At 41.1% G+C, this 14,676-nt stretch carries 17 protein-coding genes; 13 read left to right on the top strand and 4 right to left on the bottom strand.

Annotation, left to right across the window (positions count from 1 at the left end):
* Positions 1 to 77: 77 nt before the first annotated feature.
* From H5118_RS14965 to H5118_RS14955, 3 genes are all read right to left on the bottom strand, one after another.
* The gene (locus tag H5118_RS14965) at positions 78 to 1,265 is read right to left on the bottom strand and encodes a VWA domain-containing protein (protein WP_182749299.1); all 1,188 of its coding nucleotides are present in this window, start codon (positions 1,263 to 1,265) and stop codon (positions 78 to 80) included.
* Between the two features lie 266 nt (positions 1,266 to 1,531).
* Complete coding sequence (locus H5118_RS14960) at positions 1,532 to 2,377, bottom strand: MoxR family ATPase (protein ID WP_182692907.1); 846 nt, start codon at positions 2,375 to 2,377, stop codon at positions 1,532 to 1,534.
* Between the two features lie 52 nt (positions 2,378 to 2,429).
* On the bottom strand, positions 2,430 to 2,669 hold the full coding sequence (locus H5118_RS14955) for a DUF1653 domain-containing protein (RefSeq protein ID WP_039486721.1): 240 nt from the start codon (positions 2,667 to 2,669) through the stop codon (positions 2,430 to 2,432).
* Between the two features lie 60 nt (positions 2,670 to 2,729).
* On the opposite strand from H5118_RS14955, the gene H5118_RS14950 reads away from it, so the two are divergent.
* The 11 genes from H5118_RS14950 to rpoS all read left to right on the top strand — a co-directional run bounded on the left by H5118_RS14950 (position 2,730) and on the right by rpoS (position 10,316).
* A complete protein-coding gene (locus tag H5118_RS14950) occupies positions 2,730 to 3,209 on the top strand; it encodes a DUF2947 domain-containing protein (protein ID WP_182749297.1) in 480 nt (159 codons plus the stop codon).
* 75 nt (positions 3,210 to 3,284) lie between these two features.
* On the top strand, positions 3,285 to 3,920 hold the full coding sequence (locus tag H5118_RS14945) for a hypothetical protein (RefSeq protein ID WP_002958964.1): 636 nt from the start codon (positions 3,285 to 3,287) through the stop codon (positions 3,918 to 3,920).
* Between the two features lie 37 nt (positions 3,921 to 3,957).
* On the top strand, positions 3,958 to 4,245 hold the full coding sequence (gene ftsB, locus H5118_RS14940; RefSeq protein ID WP_002958963.1) for a cell division protein FtsB: 288 nt from the start codon (positions 3,958 to 3,960) through the stop codon (positions 4,243 to 4,245).
* Entirely contained in the window at positions 4,235 to 4,936 is a 702-nt protein-coding gene (ispD, locus tag H5118_RS14935; protein WP_182673805.1) for a 2-C-methyl-D-erythritol 4-phosphate cytidylyltransferase, read from the top strand. Before ftsB ends, ispD begins: the two co-directional genes overlap by 11 nt.
* Positions 4,933 to 5,430 carry a 2-C-methyl-D-erythritol 2,4-cyclodiphosphate synthase gene (gene ispF / locus H5118_RS14930; protein ID WP_024604077.1) on the top strand — a complete coding sequence of 166 codons (498 nt, stop codon included), beginning with the start codon at positions 4,933 to 4,935 and terminating at the stop codon, positions 5,428 to 5,430. Before ispD ends, ispF begins: the two co-directional genes overlap by 4 nt.
* Positions 5,427 to 6,479 carry a tRNA pseudouridine(13) synthase TruD gene (gene truD, locus H5118_RS14925; RefSeq protein ID WP_182749295.1) on the top strand — a complete coding sequence of 351 codons (1,053 nt, stop codon included), beginning with the start codon at positions 5,427 to 5,429 and terminating at the stop codon, positions 6,477 to 6,479. Before ispF ends, truD begins: the two co-directional genes overlap by 4 nt.
* Complete coding sequence (gene surE / locus H5118_RS14920; protein WP_024600608.1) at positions 6,460 to 7,224, top strand: 5'/3'-nucleotidase SurE; 765 nt, start codon at positions 6,460 to 6,462, stop codon at positions 7,222 to 7,224. Before truD ends, surE begins: the two co-directional genes overlap by 20 nt.
* Positions 7,214 to 7,852 (top strand): protein-L-isoaspartate(D-aspartate) O-methyltransferase, encoded by a 639-nt coding sequence (locus H5118_RS14915; protein ID WP_002958958.1) that lies wholly within the window; start codon positions 7,214 to 7,216, stop codon positions 7,850 to 7,852. The genes surE and H5118_RS14915 overlap by 11 nt, the downstream gene beginning before the upstream one ends.
* 9 nt (positions 7,853 to 7,861) lie before the next feature.
* Positions 7,862 to 8,440, top strand: a complete 579-nt coding sequence (locus tag H5118_RS14910) for a YqaA family protein (protein ID WP_002958957.1) — start codon at positions 7,862 to 7,864, stop codon at positions 8,438 to 8,440.
* A 41-nt stretch (positions 8,441 to 8,481) separates the two neighbouring features.
* A complete protein-coding gene (locus tag H5118_RS14905) occupies positions 8,482 to 9,306 on the top strand; it encodes a peptidoglycan DD-metalloendopeptidase family protein (RefSeq protein ID WP_182749293.1) in 825 nt (274 codons plus the stop codon).
* A 35-nt stretch (positions 9,307 to 9,341) separates the two neighbouring features.
* Entirely contained in the window at positions 9,342 to 10,316 is a 975-nt protein-coding gene (gene rpoS / locus H5118_RS14900) for an RNA polymerase sigma factor RpoS (protein WP_002958955.1), read from the top strand.
* A 91-nt stretch (positions 10,317 to 10,407) separates the two neighbouring features.
* Here rpoS and mutS read toward each other — a convergent pair whose 3' ends face one another.
* Positions 10,408 to 12,993 (bottom strand): DNA mismatch repair protein MutS, encoded by a 2,586-nt coding sequence (gene mutS, locus H5118_RS14895; protein ID WP_182693730.1) that lies wholly within the window; start codon positions 12,991 to 12,993, stop codon positions 10,408 to 10,410.
* Positions 12,994 to 13,014: 21 nt separating this feature from the next.
* On the opposite strand from mutS, the gene H5118_RS14890 reads away from it, so the two are divergent.
* Complete coding sequence (locus H5118_RS14890) at positions 13,015 to 13,503, top strand: CinA family protein (protein ID WP_024597314.1); 489 nt, start codon at positions 13,015 to 13,017, stop codon at positions 13,501 to 13,503.
* Between the two features lie 67 nt (positions 13,504 to 13,570).
* Complete coding sequence (gene recA, locus H5118_RS14885; RefSeq protein ID WP_002958952.1) at positions 13,571 to 14,614, top strand: recombinase RecA; 1,044 nt, start codon at positions 13,571 to 13,573, stop codon at positions 14,612 to 14,614.
* The last annotated feature ends 62 nt before the right edge of the window (positions 14,615 to 14,676 follow it).

The raw sequence follows: 14,676 nt of genomic DNA, 5'->3' as shown, positions 1-14,676 counted from the left end.
ACCTTAATTAGAGTATTTTTAAATAACTAAACCAAAATAGTTATTAATATATTTAGGTAGCTAGATAAATTAATATTTTAACTCAGCTCTTTTATCGCTCTACTTATTCCATCTAAGCTCAGCGCATACATGCGGTTGTTCATTAACTCTTTTATAAAGCCAATTGATTGATAGTACGGCCAGTGTTCAACGGGTTGTGGGTTGAGCCAGGCGACTTTATCAAAGTGGTTTGTTATACGTTGCAACCATGCACTGCCGGGCTCTTCATTGTAGTGTTCTACCGAGCCGCCCGCATAAGCTATTTCGTAAGGGCCCATAGTGGCATCGCCGACAAATATGACTTTGTAGTCGCTGGTAAATTTATTAATCAGCGTCATGGTGTCAATCACGTTTGAATGGCGGCGTGTGTTGTCTTGCCAAACGTGCTCGTATAAACAGTTATGAAAGTAGTAAAACTCTAGGTGTTTAAATTCGCTGTGGGCGGCGCTAAATAGCTCTTCGCAGGTGTGGATGTAGTCATCCATTGAGCCGCCAATATCAAACAGCATCAATACTTTTACTGCATTGTGGCGTTCGGGTGCCATTTTTACATCAAGCATGCCGCCTTGTTTTGCAGTCGCGCGAATAGTCTCGTTTAAATCAAGCGTGTCGCTTGCGCCTGTGCGGGCAAACTTACGTAACTTTTTAAGGGCGAGTTTAACTGTGCGCGAACTAATTTCTCTGTCGGTGTCGAGGTTTTTGTATTCTCGTTTATCCCACACTTTTACTGCTTGGCGGTTACGATTGCCGTCTTGCCCTATACGCACACCTTCTGGGTTATAGCCGTATGCACCAAAAGGTGATGTGCCGCCAGTACCTACCCATTTATTACCGCCAGCGTGGCGTTTTTGTTGCTCTTCTAAACGCTCTTTTAGGGTTTTCATAAGCTCATCGAGCCCGCCCATAGCTTTAAGTTGGGCTTTTTCTTCATCGCTTAGGTTTTTTTCAAACTCTTTACGTAGCCAGTCTTCAGGTAAGTTGTGCTGTTGCTTTAAACTCTCGAGCAAATCAAGATCGGCAATACCGCTAAAGTAGTCGCTAAAGGCTTTATCGAATCGATCAAAATGCGTTTCATCTTTTACCATGATGGTGCGCGCTAGATGGTAAAAGGCGTCTACGTCGGCAAATATAACGCCTTTTTTTAAGGCGTTAGTTAAATCGAGTAACTCGCGCAGGCTCACCGGTAAGCGGTATTTGCGTAATTTGAAAAAAAACTGTACTAACATGTTTGGGCCTGTTTATCTTTCGAGGTTAAATTTGCAGCAGTGTGTTTGGTATTTAGGCAAGGCAGAGCCCATGTAGTGTGGTTATTCCCCATAAATAGGCGATAACACAGCATAAATACCAAACACGCGCTGCCTGAAGGTTCGTCCTAGGGACGATTAACTCTTTGTTGCTCGGCTTTTACTTAGCCCACTAGGTTACAAACCTCGCGCCACGATTAAATCGTCCCTAGTTAGAACAAATTTTAATCCTGAAAGGTCAACAGGCCCTAGCGGCTCATAAACGCGAGCTTTTCGATTAGGCTTATATCTTGCTCATTTTTAAGTAATGCGCCAAACATTGGCATTAAACCGCCTTTTTTAGCTTTGTCGTGCAGTGTTTTAGCGTCTATGTCTTCAGCCATTAAAAGCTTTAACCAGTCGAGTAATTCGCTGGTGGAAGGTTTCTTTTTAAGGCCGTTTGCTTCGCGCAGGTTAAAAAACACTTCAAGTGCTTGGCGTACTAAATCCTGTTTAACGTTAGGGTAGTGCACGTCAATAATTTGCTGCATTTCGTCGCTGCTAGGAAAATCAATGTAATGAAAAAAGCAGCGGCGTAAAAATGCGTCCGGTAATTCTTTTTCGTTATTTGATGTGATGATTACAATAGGGCGCTCTTTTGCGACAATGCGCTCGTTAGTCTCATAAACATGAAACTCCATTTTATCGAGTTCAAGTAGTAAGTCGTTTGGGAACTCTATGTCGGCTTTGTCTATTTCATCAATTAAAAGCACTGGGCGTTTGCCGTTAAGCTCTGCATACGTAAATGCCTGCCAAAGCTTACCTTTAACGATGTAGTTGCCAATATTGTGTACACGCTCGTCACCTAGTTGGCTGTCGCGCAGGCGCGAAACCGCGTCGTACTCGTATAAACCTTGCTGCGCTTTAGTAGTCGATTTTATATGCCACTGAATAAGCGTGGTATCTAAGCTTTTAGCCAACTCCTCAGCCAGCATGGTTTTACCTGTGCCAGGTTCGCCTTTAATTAAAAGTGGTTTTTCGAGCATAATGGCAGCATTTACAGCTTGTTTAAGTGCGCTACTCGCTATGTAATTGTCAGTTGAATTAAATTGCACGGTGTACCCTTGTCTGGTCTGAGCAGTAAGTTATTTTGTTATAATGCCATAGTTAAGCAGCAGGTCCAATATAAGCAAAACGCTGTATGACCTCACCTTCTTTTTCAACAGTTTCTAAAAACATACTAAGTGGGCGCGCCCATATACCAAATTCACCATAAAGTGCTTGGTAAATCACAAGCTGTTCCTCGGTTTCGCTATGGGTGGCAACATGAATAACTTTATATTGCGGGCCTTTGTAGTGTTGGTATATGCCTGGTTTTAGGGAAAGTGGTTTTATTGCTGTAGTCATGTTTTGATCTCTTGTATAATTTGGCTTTGCACTTTTAATGTTAACTAATTTGCCAATACTATGAACTATATTTCTTTAGATGATTACAAAAAGGCGTGGGTTTTTCGCCACAAAGATTTACCTGTATCTGATGAAGACGCAGCAAAAATAAAGCCTATGAGCGACGAGCGCGCAGCCGTACTTTGGACAACCATGGTGAGCCGTGAGTTTGATCACCCTGATTTTTTTGAAGACTCCGATTGGTGTGGTCAAGAAAAAAGCTTTAGCCAAGAAGTAGATTGGCAAGATGCGTGGGAAAATGGCGATGCGCAACCACCAGAAGCAATCTTAACGTTTTTAGATTGGGAAGCTAACACCACGGTTTATTTTTGTATGGCACGCGACAATATTATCGAAACGACGTTTGATGTATTTAAACGCAATTGGCAAAACTTTATGTTTTTAGCTGATGGCAGTTTATTGATTGGTAAAAAGCGTAATACGGTTGTGCAATTTTTAGAATCAGGTAAAGCAAAATTAGGTGAAAAGCCAAGCGCTTAAAATAGTGCGCTGCGCTTAAAAAATATTCAATACTGTGTTATAAAACATTTACCTGGATATTTTTGAGTACAGCTTTTGGTCGCTAAAAATCAGTCACTTGGTGCTCAACAGCAAGTTGAAATTTGGCAAACTGATGCACAAAAAGTGTTGTATGCACAATTGTGCAATGCGTTTTATCAGCGTGAGGTTCAGCGATTAGTTGCAGAGCCTAATGCCGATAAACTGCGCCGCCAGTTAAAAAGCCTACCTTATTATATTGAGCGAGCGGCAACGTTAGTTGCCAATGGTGACACGCCTTTTACGCTTGATGCACAAAATGGTACGTGGCTTGAAAAGCAAAAACCGACCCCACCCGATGTGAATGTTCAAGCTAATGAACTTTTTTATCAAACGTATGCCAAAGTGGGGCTTATAGTGCCCGTTATATTGCATGGCTACGATCAGGTGCGTCTTAGAATAGACAGTATCGATCAGTTAGGCGAAAATAAGCTGCATTGTAACGAGCTTGGATGGTTTGATTTTTTAGGAAATGGACTAGAGCAGCAAAATGCTCAGCTAATAAAGCCAAGTAAAGTGAGTTTAACCGCTGCATGTTGCGGGCATCAGTGGCAATTTTCGAAGCGTTGTATGCCGCGTGTTTTATCACTACGCGAAATGCTTTTAGCGGGTAGTATTAATTGGCGCAATTTAAAGCGCCCCTTAGCGTATTAAAGTTAAGGTATTTGGAATTTAAAATAAGGAGTGTTAAATGCGTATTTTTCAAGTTGGCTTACTGTGCTTAGCACTGTTTGTACAATACAGGTTATGGTTTGGTCATAATGGTTTACAAGACTACACACGACTAAAAGGTGCAGTAACGTCGCATCATCAAACCAACGAAAAACTCATTAAACGTAATAAAGTACTTAAAGCAGATATTGAAGACTTAAAGCTTGGCCAAGAAGGCATTGAAGAGCGTGCACGCAACGAATTGGGAATGATTAAACCGGACGAAACATTTATTCGTGTTTTACCGGGCAAACAATATGACAAATAAACAGACTATTGCAGCAATTGTACCTGCTGCGGGTGTTGGCAGTAGAATGCAGCACAATGCGCCTAAGCAATATATACAATTAGCCGGTAAAACCATTTTAGAACACACCTTAGCTAAACTTTCTCAATTACCTCAATTACGCACTATTGTTGTTGCCCTTAGCGACAGCGACCCCTATTTTGACGAACTCCCACTGCTTGATAATCGCATTGTGCGAGCCAGTGGCGGAAAAGAGCGAGCCGACTCGGTGCTCAATAGCTTGCTTTTTTTAGCGCCTAACCCACCAACATGGGTATTGGTGCATGATGCTGCTCGTCCATTAGTTAATATCAGTGATATAGAACGTTTAATTGATGAATGCATTAACGCTGATGAAGGCGGTATTTTAGCTAGCAAAGTAAAAGACACTATAAAACGCGGCCACACTCATGCCCTACAAACTGTGCCGCGAGATGATTTATGGCAAGCACTTACCCCGCAGTTTTTTAAATATGACGAGCTTAAAAATGCACTGCAAAACGCATTAGCAAGTGGGGCTACTATTACCGATGAAGCCAGTGCAATTGAGTGGGCGGGTAAACCGGTTAAGCTTGTAGCAGGTCGTAGCGATAATATTAAAATAACCACGCCAGAGGATTTAGATCTGGCTGGGTTTTTATTACATAAACAACAAAACGAGAGTGGATTATGATACGAATTGGCCATGGTTTTGACGTACATAAATTTGGTGGCGAAGGCCCGTTAACTATTTGTGGTGAAAAAATTGATTACCCACAGGGCTTTTTAGCGCACTCAGATGGTGATGTTGCTATTCATGCATTATGCGATGCTATTTTAGGCTCACTTGCAATGGGTGATATTGGTAAGCACTTTCCCGATACGGCAAGCGAGTATGAAAATATCGATAGCCGTATTTTACTTCGCCATGTGGTGGGCTTAGCTAAAGAACAAGGTTATGTACTTGGTAATGGCGATGTGACTATTGTTGCTCAGGCACCAAAAATGTTGCCACATATTCAAGCTATGCGCGCTAATTTAGCCAGCGATTTAAATTGCGACCTTAGCCAAATTAACGTTAAAGCCACTACTACCGAAAAGCTAGGCTTTGAAGGGCGCAAAGAAGGTATTTCGAGCCATGCGGTGGTTATTATGAGTAAAGAGCTTGCGAGTACAAAAAACGCATGAGCGATTTAAATTATTTATACGGTGCACCGCTTTCTAAAGCTGATTTTAAAACCACAGCTGAAGACTTTATGGTTGATGAAGACTTAGGTATAGAATTTACCGGCAGTGGCGAACACGTGTGTTTGCAGGTGGTTAAAAAAGGCGAAAACACGCAATACGTTGCAAAGCTAATTGCACAGCGTGCGGGTGTTTCACCGCGAGACGTAAGCTATGCAGGCATGAAAGATCGCCACGGCGTGTGCTCACAGTGGTTTAGTGTAAAAGTACCAATTAAAAAGCCTATCGATTTTAGTGATTTAAATAGTGAGAGTATTTTTATTGTGTCGCAACAGCGCCACGACCGTAAGTTACGTACGGGCTGCCACAAAGGTAATAAATTTACTATTACGCTTCGTAACGTAACCAACCCTCTTGATATTTTATGTCGTATTAACGCAGTACGCGCAGGTGTGCCTAATTACTTTGGCGAACAGCGCTTTGGGCATGGCGGTCATAACTTAGTTATGGCTGAAAAAATGTTTGCCGGTGAGCGTATTCGCGATAAAAAGTTGCGCGGTATTATTATTTCAGCAGCACGATCGCATGTATTTAATCAGTTAGTGAGCTTACGTGTAAAAGAGCATGGTTTAGCTAAAACAATGCACCGTGAAGTATTTATGCTCAGCGGCAGCAATGCATTTTTTGAAGATGCAATTAATGACGAAAACATAGAGCGATTAGCTACCGGCGATATTATGATGTCGGCACCTATGGTGGGAAAAAGCGAAAAAGGCTTAACCGAACAAGAAAAAATATGGCTTGCACCTTTCCAAACATGGTGTGATGGTTTAGGTGAGTTAGGCCTTAAAAATGAGCGCCGAATGCTGCGCTTAATTCCACAAAACTTAACCGTTGAAACACTTGATGAAACCACACTAAAACTAAGCTTTGGTTTGCCAAAAGGGTGTTTTGCAACTGCATTATTACGTGAGCTGGTGGATTACACTGATGCTAGCCCTCGAGAGCGCAAAGAAAAGGATAATGGCATAAATGAAAATACTGTTAAGTAACGATGATGGCGTAAATGCCAAAGGCATTGCGGTTTTATATCAGGCGCTTATACAAATTGCAGATGTAACCCTTGTTGCACCTGATCGCAACTGTAGTGGTGCAAGTAATTCTTTAACACTTATGAACCCGCTACGAGCGACGACACTCGAAAATGGTTTTATGTCAGTTAATGGCACACCTACTGATTGTGTACATTTAGGTGTAAATCAGTTAGCTGATGAAAAGCCAGATCTAGTTGTTGCTGGTATTAACCATGGTGCCAATTTGGGTGATGACACGCTTTATTCCGGTACTGTTGCCGCTGCAACTGAAGGTCGCCATTTAGGTCTGCCTGCAATTGCGGTATCGCTTTGCTCACATAATGGCGATCATTTTGAAACAGCCGCTGCTGTTACCGTAAATATTATTAAAGGCTTGGCTTCGCATCCGCTTCCAAAAGATCAAATAATAAATATTAATGTGCCAGATATTCCATTAAGTGAATTAAAAGGGGTGCAAGTAACACGTTTAGGCGCTCGTCATAAAGCCGAAACTATGACTAAACAAACCGATCCTTGGGGTCGTGATATTTATTGGTACGGATCGCTTGGCACCGAAAGCGATGCTGGTGAAGGCACCGACTTTTACGCAATCAATAATGGCTATGCCTCAGTTACGCCACTGAGCGTTGATATGACAGCTAAAGATAGCTTAAAGGCAGTAGGAGAGTGGTTAGCCGATTTGGAGATTAATCGTGCTCGCTAATTATACCCGCAGTGCTAAAGCGCTTTCTGACTTACTAAAGCGTGAAGGTGTTGAAGATACGCAAGTACTTAGTGCTATAGCTGATATTCCGCGCCATATTTTTATAGATGATGTGCTAAAACACAAAGCCTATGAAAATACAGCGCTCCCTATTGGGCAAGGGCAAACAATTTCTCAGCCTTACATAGTAGCGCGCATGACAGAGCTACTTCGTTTAGCTGGTGTGCGCAATAAAGTGCTAGAAATAGGTACGGGATCTGGGTATCAAACTGCAATATTGGCCAAAACGTTTACAAAGGTTTACTCGGTAGAGCGTATTAAAACACTTCAGTGGCAGGCAAAAAGACGTTTGCAGCAACTCGATTTATATAATGTAACCATGAAGCATGGCGATGGTTGGCAAGGCTGGCAATCACAAGCGCCGTTTGATGGTATTATAGTGACTGCTGCGGCCTCTAAAGTTCCGCAAGACTTACTTGCTCAGTTGGCCGATGGTGGCGTGTTATTAGCCCCAATTGGTGAGAGCGATCAAAAATTAGTAATGGTTATCCGCAAAGGCGATAATTATAAAGAGCATGTTATTGCTCCCGTTAGATTTGTGCCGTTAGTACCTGGCGATATTGAATAGGAATTCATTTTGAAGTTGTTTACCAAGTTATACGATATGGCCCTAGTGTGGGCAAAACACCGTCATGCGGAACGTTACTTAGCTGCTATGAGCTTTGCAGAATCAGTTTTTTTCCCGATACCACCCGATGTAATGCTTGCACCTATGTCGCTTGCGCAACCAAACAAAGCATGGCGATTTGCAAGCTTTGCCACAATAGCATCGGTTATTGGTGGAGTGGTTGGTTACTTACTTGGTTTTTGGCTATTTGAACCCGTTGTAGAGCCATTGATTGCACAAATGCACTGGCAAGAAAAGTTTGATATAGCACTAAACTGGTTTAAGGATTACGGTGTTTGGGTTGTGTTTTTAGCCGGTTTTTCGCCTATACCATATAAAGTATTTACGATTGGCGCAGGTGTTTTACAAATGGCATTTTTGCCATTTTTAATAGCATCAGCCATTGGGCGCGGTGCGCGATTCTTTTTAGTTTCAGCCTTAATGAAGTGGGGCGGAGCTCAAATGGAGCGAAAATTACGTCAGTATATTGAAATACTTGGTTGGGGATTAGTGGTATTAATTGCGCTAGCTTACTTTTTATTGCGTTAAGCGTTAAAAATATCAATTTTCTAATTTAGGGGAAAAATACAATGAATAAACAGTGTTTACTGTATGTAACTATATTTATTAGTATTTTTCTCTTTGGTTGCTCTTCTCGCCATGTTCCTGCACCTGTTAGTAGCTTAAATAATAATGTTAATGATTTAGGTCATACTGTTAACATTAATGGGGTTAGCTATAAAGTACAAAAAGGAGATACGCTCTACTCTATTGCCTTTAGTGCTGGGCAAGACTTTAGGGAGTTGGCAAAAAACAATTCAATTCCATCACCTTACACAATTTTCCCTGGGCAAAACATCTCCTTACTCACTAAGCCCGAAAAAACAAAAAGGGATGGAAATTATACGAATTCGAGTAAAAAGTCTATAAAAAAATTACAAAAAAATAACAAAATTTTAAAGAAAGAGCTTGATCCCCCAAAACAACGAGAGTATGTTCAGAAACAAGCCAGTAACAAAATTAGTAATACTAAACGTTTGTCGAGCAGTAAAGTTAAGTGGTTTTGGCCTGCACAGGGCAAAATTACCAAACGCTTTTCTAATAAGGAAAACGGTTATAAAGGTTTACAGATTACTAATCGCAAAGGGGCTTCAGTCTTAGCTGCGGCACAAGGAACAGTGGTATACGCGGGTAACGCCCTTCGAGGTTATGGTAGTTTAATCATATTGAAACATAATGATGATTACCTAAGTGCTTATGCACATAACTCGAAATTACTTGTTAAAGAAAAGCAGAAAGTTAAGGCAGGACAAAAAATAGCAGAAATTGGTAATTCAGAATCTCCGGTCACCGCGCTTCGCTTTGAAATCCGCTACCGAGGGCAAGCTGTCAATCCTGCTAAATACCTACCCTAATTTTTAGGTATTGATAATTGCTCGGGAGAAGGCTTATGGCTAGCGCAGCAAAACTTGACAAACATACTACGACTGACGAAAAGTTCGATGACATCGATGTTGATGAAAGCACAGCTCTACTAGATAAAGTAGACGACGATGAAATCTTTGCTAAAGAAGAAGTAACTAAAAATCTTGACGCAACTCAACTTTATTTAGGCGAAATTGGTTTTTCTCCTTTGCTTAGTGCTGAAGAAGAAGTGTTTTTTTCTCGCAAATCACTTCGAGGGTGTGAAGCCTCACGTAAACGTATGATTGAAAGTAACTTACGTTTGGTTGTTAAAATAGCACGTCGTTACAATAATCGCGGCCTTGCTCTACTTGATTTAATTGAAGAGGGTAACTTAGGCTTAATTCGCGCAGTTGAAAAATTTGACCCTGAGCGTGGATTTAGATTCTCTACTTACGCTACATGGTGGATACGTCAAACAATTGAACGTGCCATTATGAACCAAACGCGTACCATTCGCTTACCTATTCATGTAGTTAAAGAGCTTAATGTTTATTTACGTACAGCGCGTGAGTTAACTCAAAAGCTTGACCATGAGCCAACAGCTGACGAAATTGCAGCTTGCCTAGATAGACCCGTTGAAGACGTTACTAAAATGCTACGTTTAAACGAAAGAATTGCATCAGTAGACATGCCTATTGGTGGCGAAAACGACAGTGTACTACTTGATATCATTCCTGATGAAAAAAGTGCTGGTCCTGAAGGCGAAGTACAAAATAATGATATTAATAAACATATTGTTGATTGGTTAGGTGAATTAAACCCTAAACAACGCGAAGTGCTAGCACGTCGATTTGGACTGCTTGGCTATGAGCCATCTACACTTGAAGATGTAGGTCGTGAAATAGGCTTAACACGTGAGCGAGTAAGACAAATTCAGGTAGAGGCATTACGTCGTCTAAAAGACATTTTGCAACAAGAAGGTTTAAGTACAGATAGCTTGTTTAATCAGTTTTCGTAACTAGTTAAATAGTTTAAGAGACTATGTGTGTTAAAAAGCCGAAGAGTTTATTCTTCGGCTTTTTTTATGCTTGTAAATTAGGTGATATAAATTACAGCAATGCTTTTAGTTTATATAACAAATCGTGCGCTTGGCGTGGCGATAAATTATCAGGGTCGATTGCGCTTAACTGCTCTTCAACTTCAGAAGGTGTACTTTGTGCAATTTCGTTATTAAAAGTAAAGGCTTGTTGCTCTGTATTTGGTGCAGTAACGCTTTGATGATTTTCAAGCAACTTAAGTTTTTGCTTTGCTTGTGCAATCACAGCTTTTGGCACACCTGCAAGAGCTGCTACTTGTAAACCAAAGCTTTTGCTTGCTGCACCGTCGAGAACTGTATGCATAAACGCAATCGTGTCATTATGCTCTATTGCATCAAGGTGTACGTTTACAAGGCCCGTAGTTTGCTCAGCAAGTTCTGTTAATTCAAAGTAGTGCGTAGCAAACAATGTTTTAGCAGATATTTTTGATGCTAAATGATCGGCTGTTGCATACGCAAGAGAGAGTCCATCGTAAGTACTTGTACCGCGACCAATCTCATCCATTAATACTAAAGACTGCGCAGTTGCATTATTTAAAATCGTTGCTGTTTCGGTCATTTCTACCATGAAGGTTGAACGCCCTGATGCTAAATCATCGCTTGCACCAATACGTGTAAATATGCGGTCGATATTACCAATTTTAGCGCTGTCAGCGGGTACATAACTGCCAATGTGAGCCATTAAAACAATAAGTGCCGTTTGGCGCATATAGGTTGATTTACCGCCCATGTTTGGACCGGTAATAATTAGCATTTTACGTTGGCTGTTTAATTCAACAGGGTTAGCAATAAACGGTTCTTTCATTACTTGTTCAACAACAGGGTGACGACCTTGCTTAATGCTTATATTGTCGTTATCGCACAATTCTGGTTTTGCATAATTGAGTGCGAATGCACGCTCAGCTAAATTGTTTAAAACGTCTAAATCGGCCAATGCTGCTGCCATCATTTGCAACTGCTCAATATGTGGAGCAATAAATCTAAACAGCTCCTCGTATAGTTGTTTTTCAAGCGCGAGAGCTTTTGATTGGCTACCGAGTACTTTATCCTCGTGCTCTTTAAGCTCTGGAATAATGTAGCGTTCGTTATTTTTAAGCGTTTGGCGACGAATGTAGTCGGCTGGCACTAAGTGCGCATTAGCTCTACTTACTTCAATAAAAAAGCCATGTACGCGGTTATAACCAATTTTAAGCGTACTAATGCCCGTACGTTCGCGTTCACGCAGTTCTAATTGCTCAAGTACGTCGGTTGCACCTTTGCTTAAGTTACGCCACTCATCAAGTTCACTATTGTAACCTGGAGCAATAACACCACCGTCACGAATAAGTACCGGTGGGTTTTCTATCACAGCTCGTTCTAATAACGCTTGTAAATCAGGGAGTTCAGGCGAGTGCTTGATGATACCTGCTATACGAGGATCGTTAGCGTCAGCTAACAAAGTATGCAGTGGTGCAAGTGCTTGTAGCGCACTGCGCAGGCGAGTTAAATCACGCGGGCGTGCAGTACATAAAGCTAGGCGTGCAATAACACGCTCTACATCACCAATCTCTTTTAATGATTCGTGTAATTCACCACAAAGCTGCGCATCTAAAATAGCGCTAATTGCATTTAAACGTGAATTTAGCTCGTCTTTATTACGAATTGGTGTATGAATACGGCGCTTAAGTAAGCGAGAACCCATTGGCGTTGCTGTTTTATCAAGTACTTGAGCAAGTGTATTTTCAAACCCGCCCGATAAATTAACAGTTAATTCTAAATTTTTACGGGTAGCGGCATCTAAAATAACAGCGTGTTCGTTGTGCTCAAGCGTAATTGCACGAATATGTGGCAGTGCAATACGTTGTGTATCTTTTACGTATTGCATTAGGCAACCTGCAGCAACAAGCGCGCTATGGGCTTTATCAACACCAAAGCCAACTAAATCTTTAGTACCAAACTGATCGCATAATAAGTGCTGAGCCGTATCTAAGTCGAATTCCCACTCTGGGCGACGGCGAGCACCTTTTATATGTTCAATTAAATGAACGTTTTCAAAGCTTTCGCTATACAGAAGTTCGGCTGGTGATAGGCGCTGAATAGTTGAGCTAAAGGCTTCGTCGGTATTTACCTCGACAATATTAAAACGACCAGAGTTAATGTCTAAATAAGCAATCCCGTATAAGCCTTTTTTACTTTGCCAAACGCTGGTAAGGAGATTGTCTTGTCGTTCTTGTAAAAGCGCTTCATCAGAAATTGTACCGGGTGTAACTATACGCACTACTTTACGATCAACAGGGCCTTTACTGGTTGCAGGGTCTCCCACTTGTTCGCAGATAGCGACTGACTCACCCATTTGGACTAGACGTGCTAAGTAGTTTTCTACCGCATGGTAGGGTACGCCAGCCATAGGAATGGGATCGCCGCCAGCTTTACCACGATGAGTTTGCGAAATATCGAGTAATTGAGCGGCGCGTTTAGCGTCATCAAAAAAAAGTTCGTAAAAATCGCCCATACGATAAAACAATAAAATATCGCGATGCTCTGATTTTATTTTTAGATACTGCTGCATCATAGGGGTTTGTTGTTTTATAGTGTGTGGTGCATAAAGATCAAACGACATGTATTTACCCAAAGGCTGAATATGGAATTACATCAAGAGATTAAAACACTTGCTGCGCAATTAGGCGCTATTTTAACGGATAAATGCTTATGGATCACTACTGCTGAGTCATGTACTGGTGGCGGAGTGAGTTATGCGCTTACCGATACACCTGGAAGCTCAGCTTATATCGACCGTGCATTTGTCACTTATAGTAACCAAGCAAAGCAAGATTTGCTCAATGTTAGTGCTAGTACATTAAATCAATACGGTGCTGTGAGCGAGCAAACAGTCCATGAAATGGCAGTAGGTGCTATTAAAGCAACAAACGCTAATATATCTATAGCTGTATCGGGCATTGCAGGGCCTGGCGGGGCGACAGAAGGTAAACCTGTTGGACTTGTATGGTTTGGCATACAAATTGATGACAAAGTACTGACCTTTAAACAAATATTTACTGGTGATAGGGCTCAAGTAAGACTGCAAGCTATTGTATTTGCATTAAAAAGTGTAATAGATGAGATAAAATGAAAAAATTAGCTTGATACTGTGATTTCATACAGTATACTTGTTCGCATTAGCTGGATTGGAGAACAAAATGAACGATAACAAACAAAAAGCGTTAGACGCAGCACTATCACAAATTGAACGTCAATTTGGTAAAGGCTCAATTATGAAATTGGGTGACAACAAAGCGTTAAACATTGAATCTGTATCTACAGGTTCACTAGGTATTGATATTGCCTTAGGCATAGGTGGCTTACCTATGGGACGTATTGTTGAAGTGTATGGTCCTGAGTCATCTGGTAAAACAACGCTTACTTTACAAGTTATCGCAGAAGCTCAAAAAGAAGGTAAAACATGTGCCTTTATTGATGCTGAGCATGCTCTTGATCCTGTATATGCACAAAAACTAGGTGTAAATATTGATGACCTTTTTGTATCTCAACCTGATACAGGTGAGCAAGCACTAGAAATTTGTGACATGTTAGTACGTTCAAGCGCAGTAGACGTCGTTATTATTGACTCGGTTGCTGCACTTACACCAAAAGCTGAGATTGAAGGCGACATGGGCGACTCGCACATGGGCTTACAAGCACGTTTAATGTCACAAGCATTACGTAAGCTTACTGGTAATATTAAACGTTCTAACACGTTATGTATTTTCATTAACCAAATCCGTATGAAAATTGGTGTTATGTTTGGTAACCCAGAAACAACAACGGGTGGTAATGCACTTAAGTTTTACGCATCGGTACGTATTGATATTCGTCGTATTGGTTCTGTGAAAGAAGGTGATGAAGTTGTTGGTAACGAAACCCGCGTTAAAATTGTTAAAAACAAAGTAGCGCCGCCATTTAAACAAGCTGAATTTATCATTATGTATGGCGAAGGTATTTCTAAGCAAGGCGAGTTAATTGATTTAGGTGTTAAGCATAAAATTGTTGAAAAAGCAGGTGCTTGGTACAGTTACAGTGGCAACAAGGTTGGCCAAGGTAAATCTAACTCAATTAAGTTTTTGAAAGAAAACCCAGAAATTGCAGATGAGATCGAAGGTAAGTTACGCGAAATGCTTTTACTAAAAGCAACTATTGAACCTGAAGACGGTGAAGATAAGTTAGGCGACGATCCAGACCTTTAAACTGCACCCAAATGAGTTTTTAAGCTTGATTTGACCCGAGCTTTGAAAAGCGCTAATCAGTA

Origin of the sequence: Pseudoalteromonas sp. SR41-1 (genome assembly GCF_014164015.1) — a bacterium.
GTDB lineage: Bacteria > Pseudomonadota > Gammaproteobacteria > Enterobacterales > Alteromonadaceae > Pseudoalteromonas > Pseudoalteromonas distincta.
Note: the sequence above shows the minus strand (reverse complement) of the source record. Positions and strands in the feature narration are given on the sequence as shown.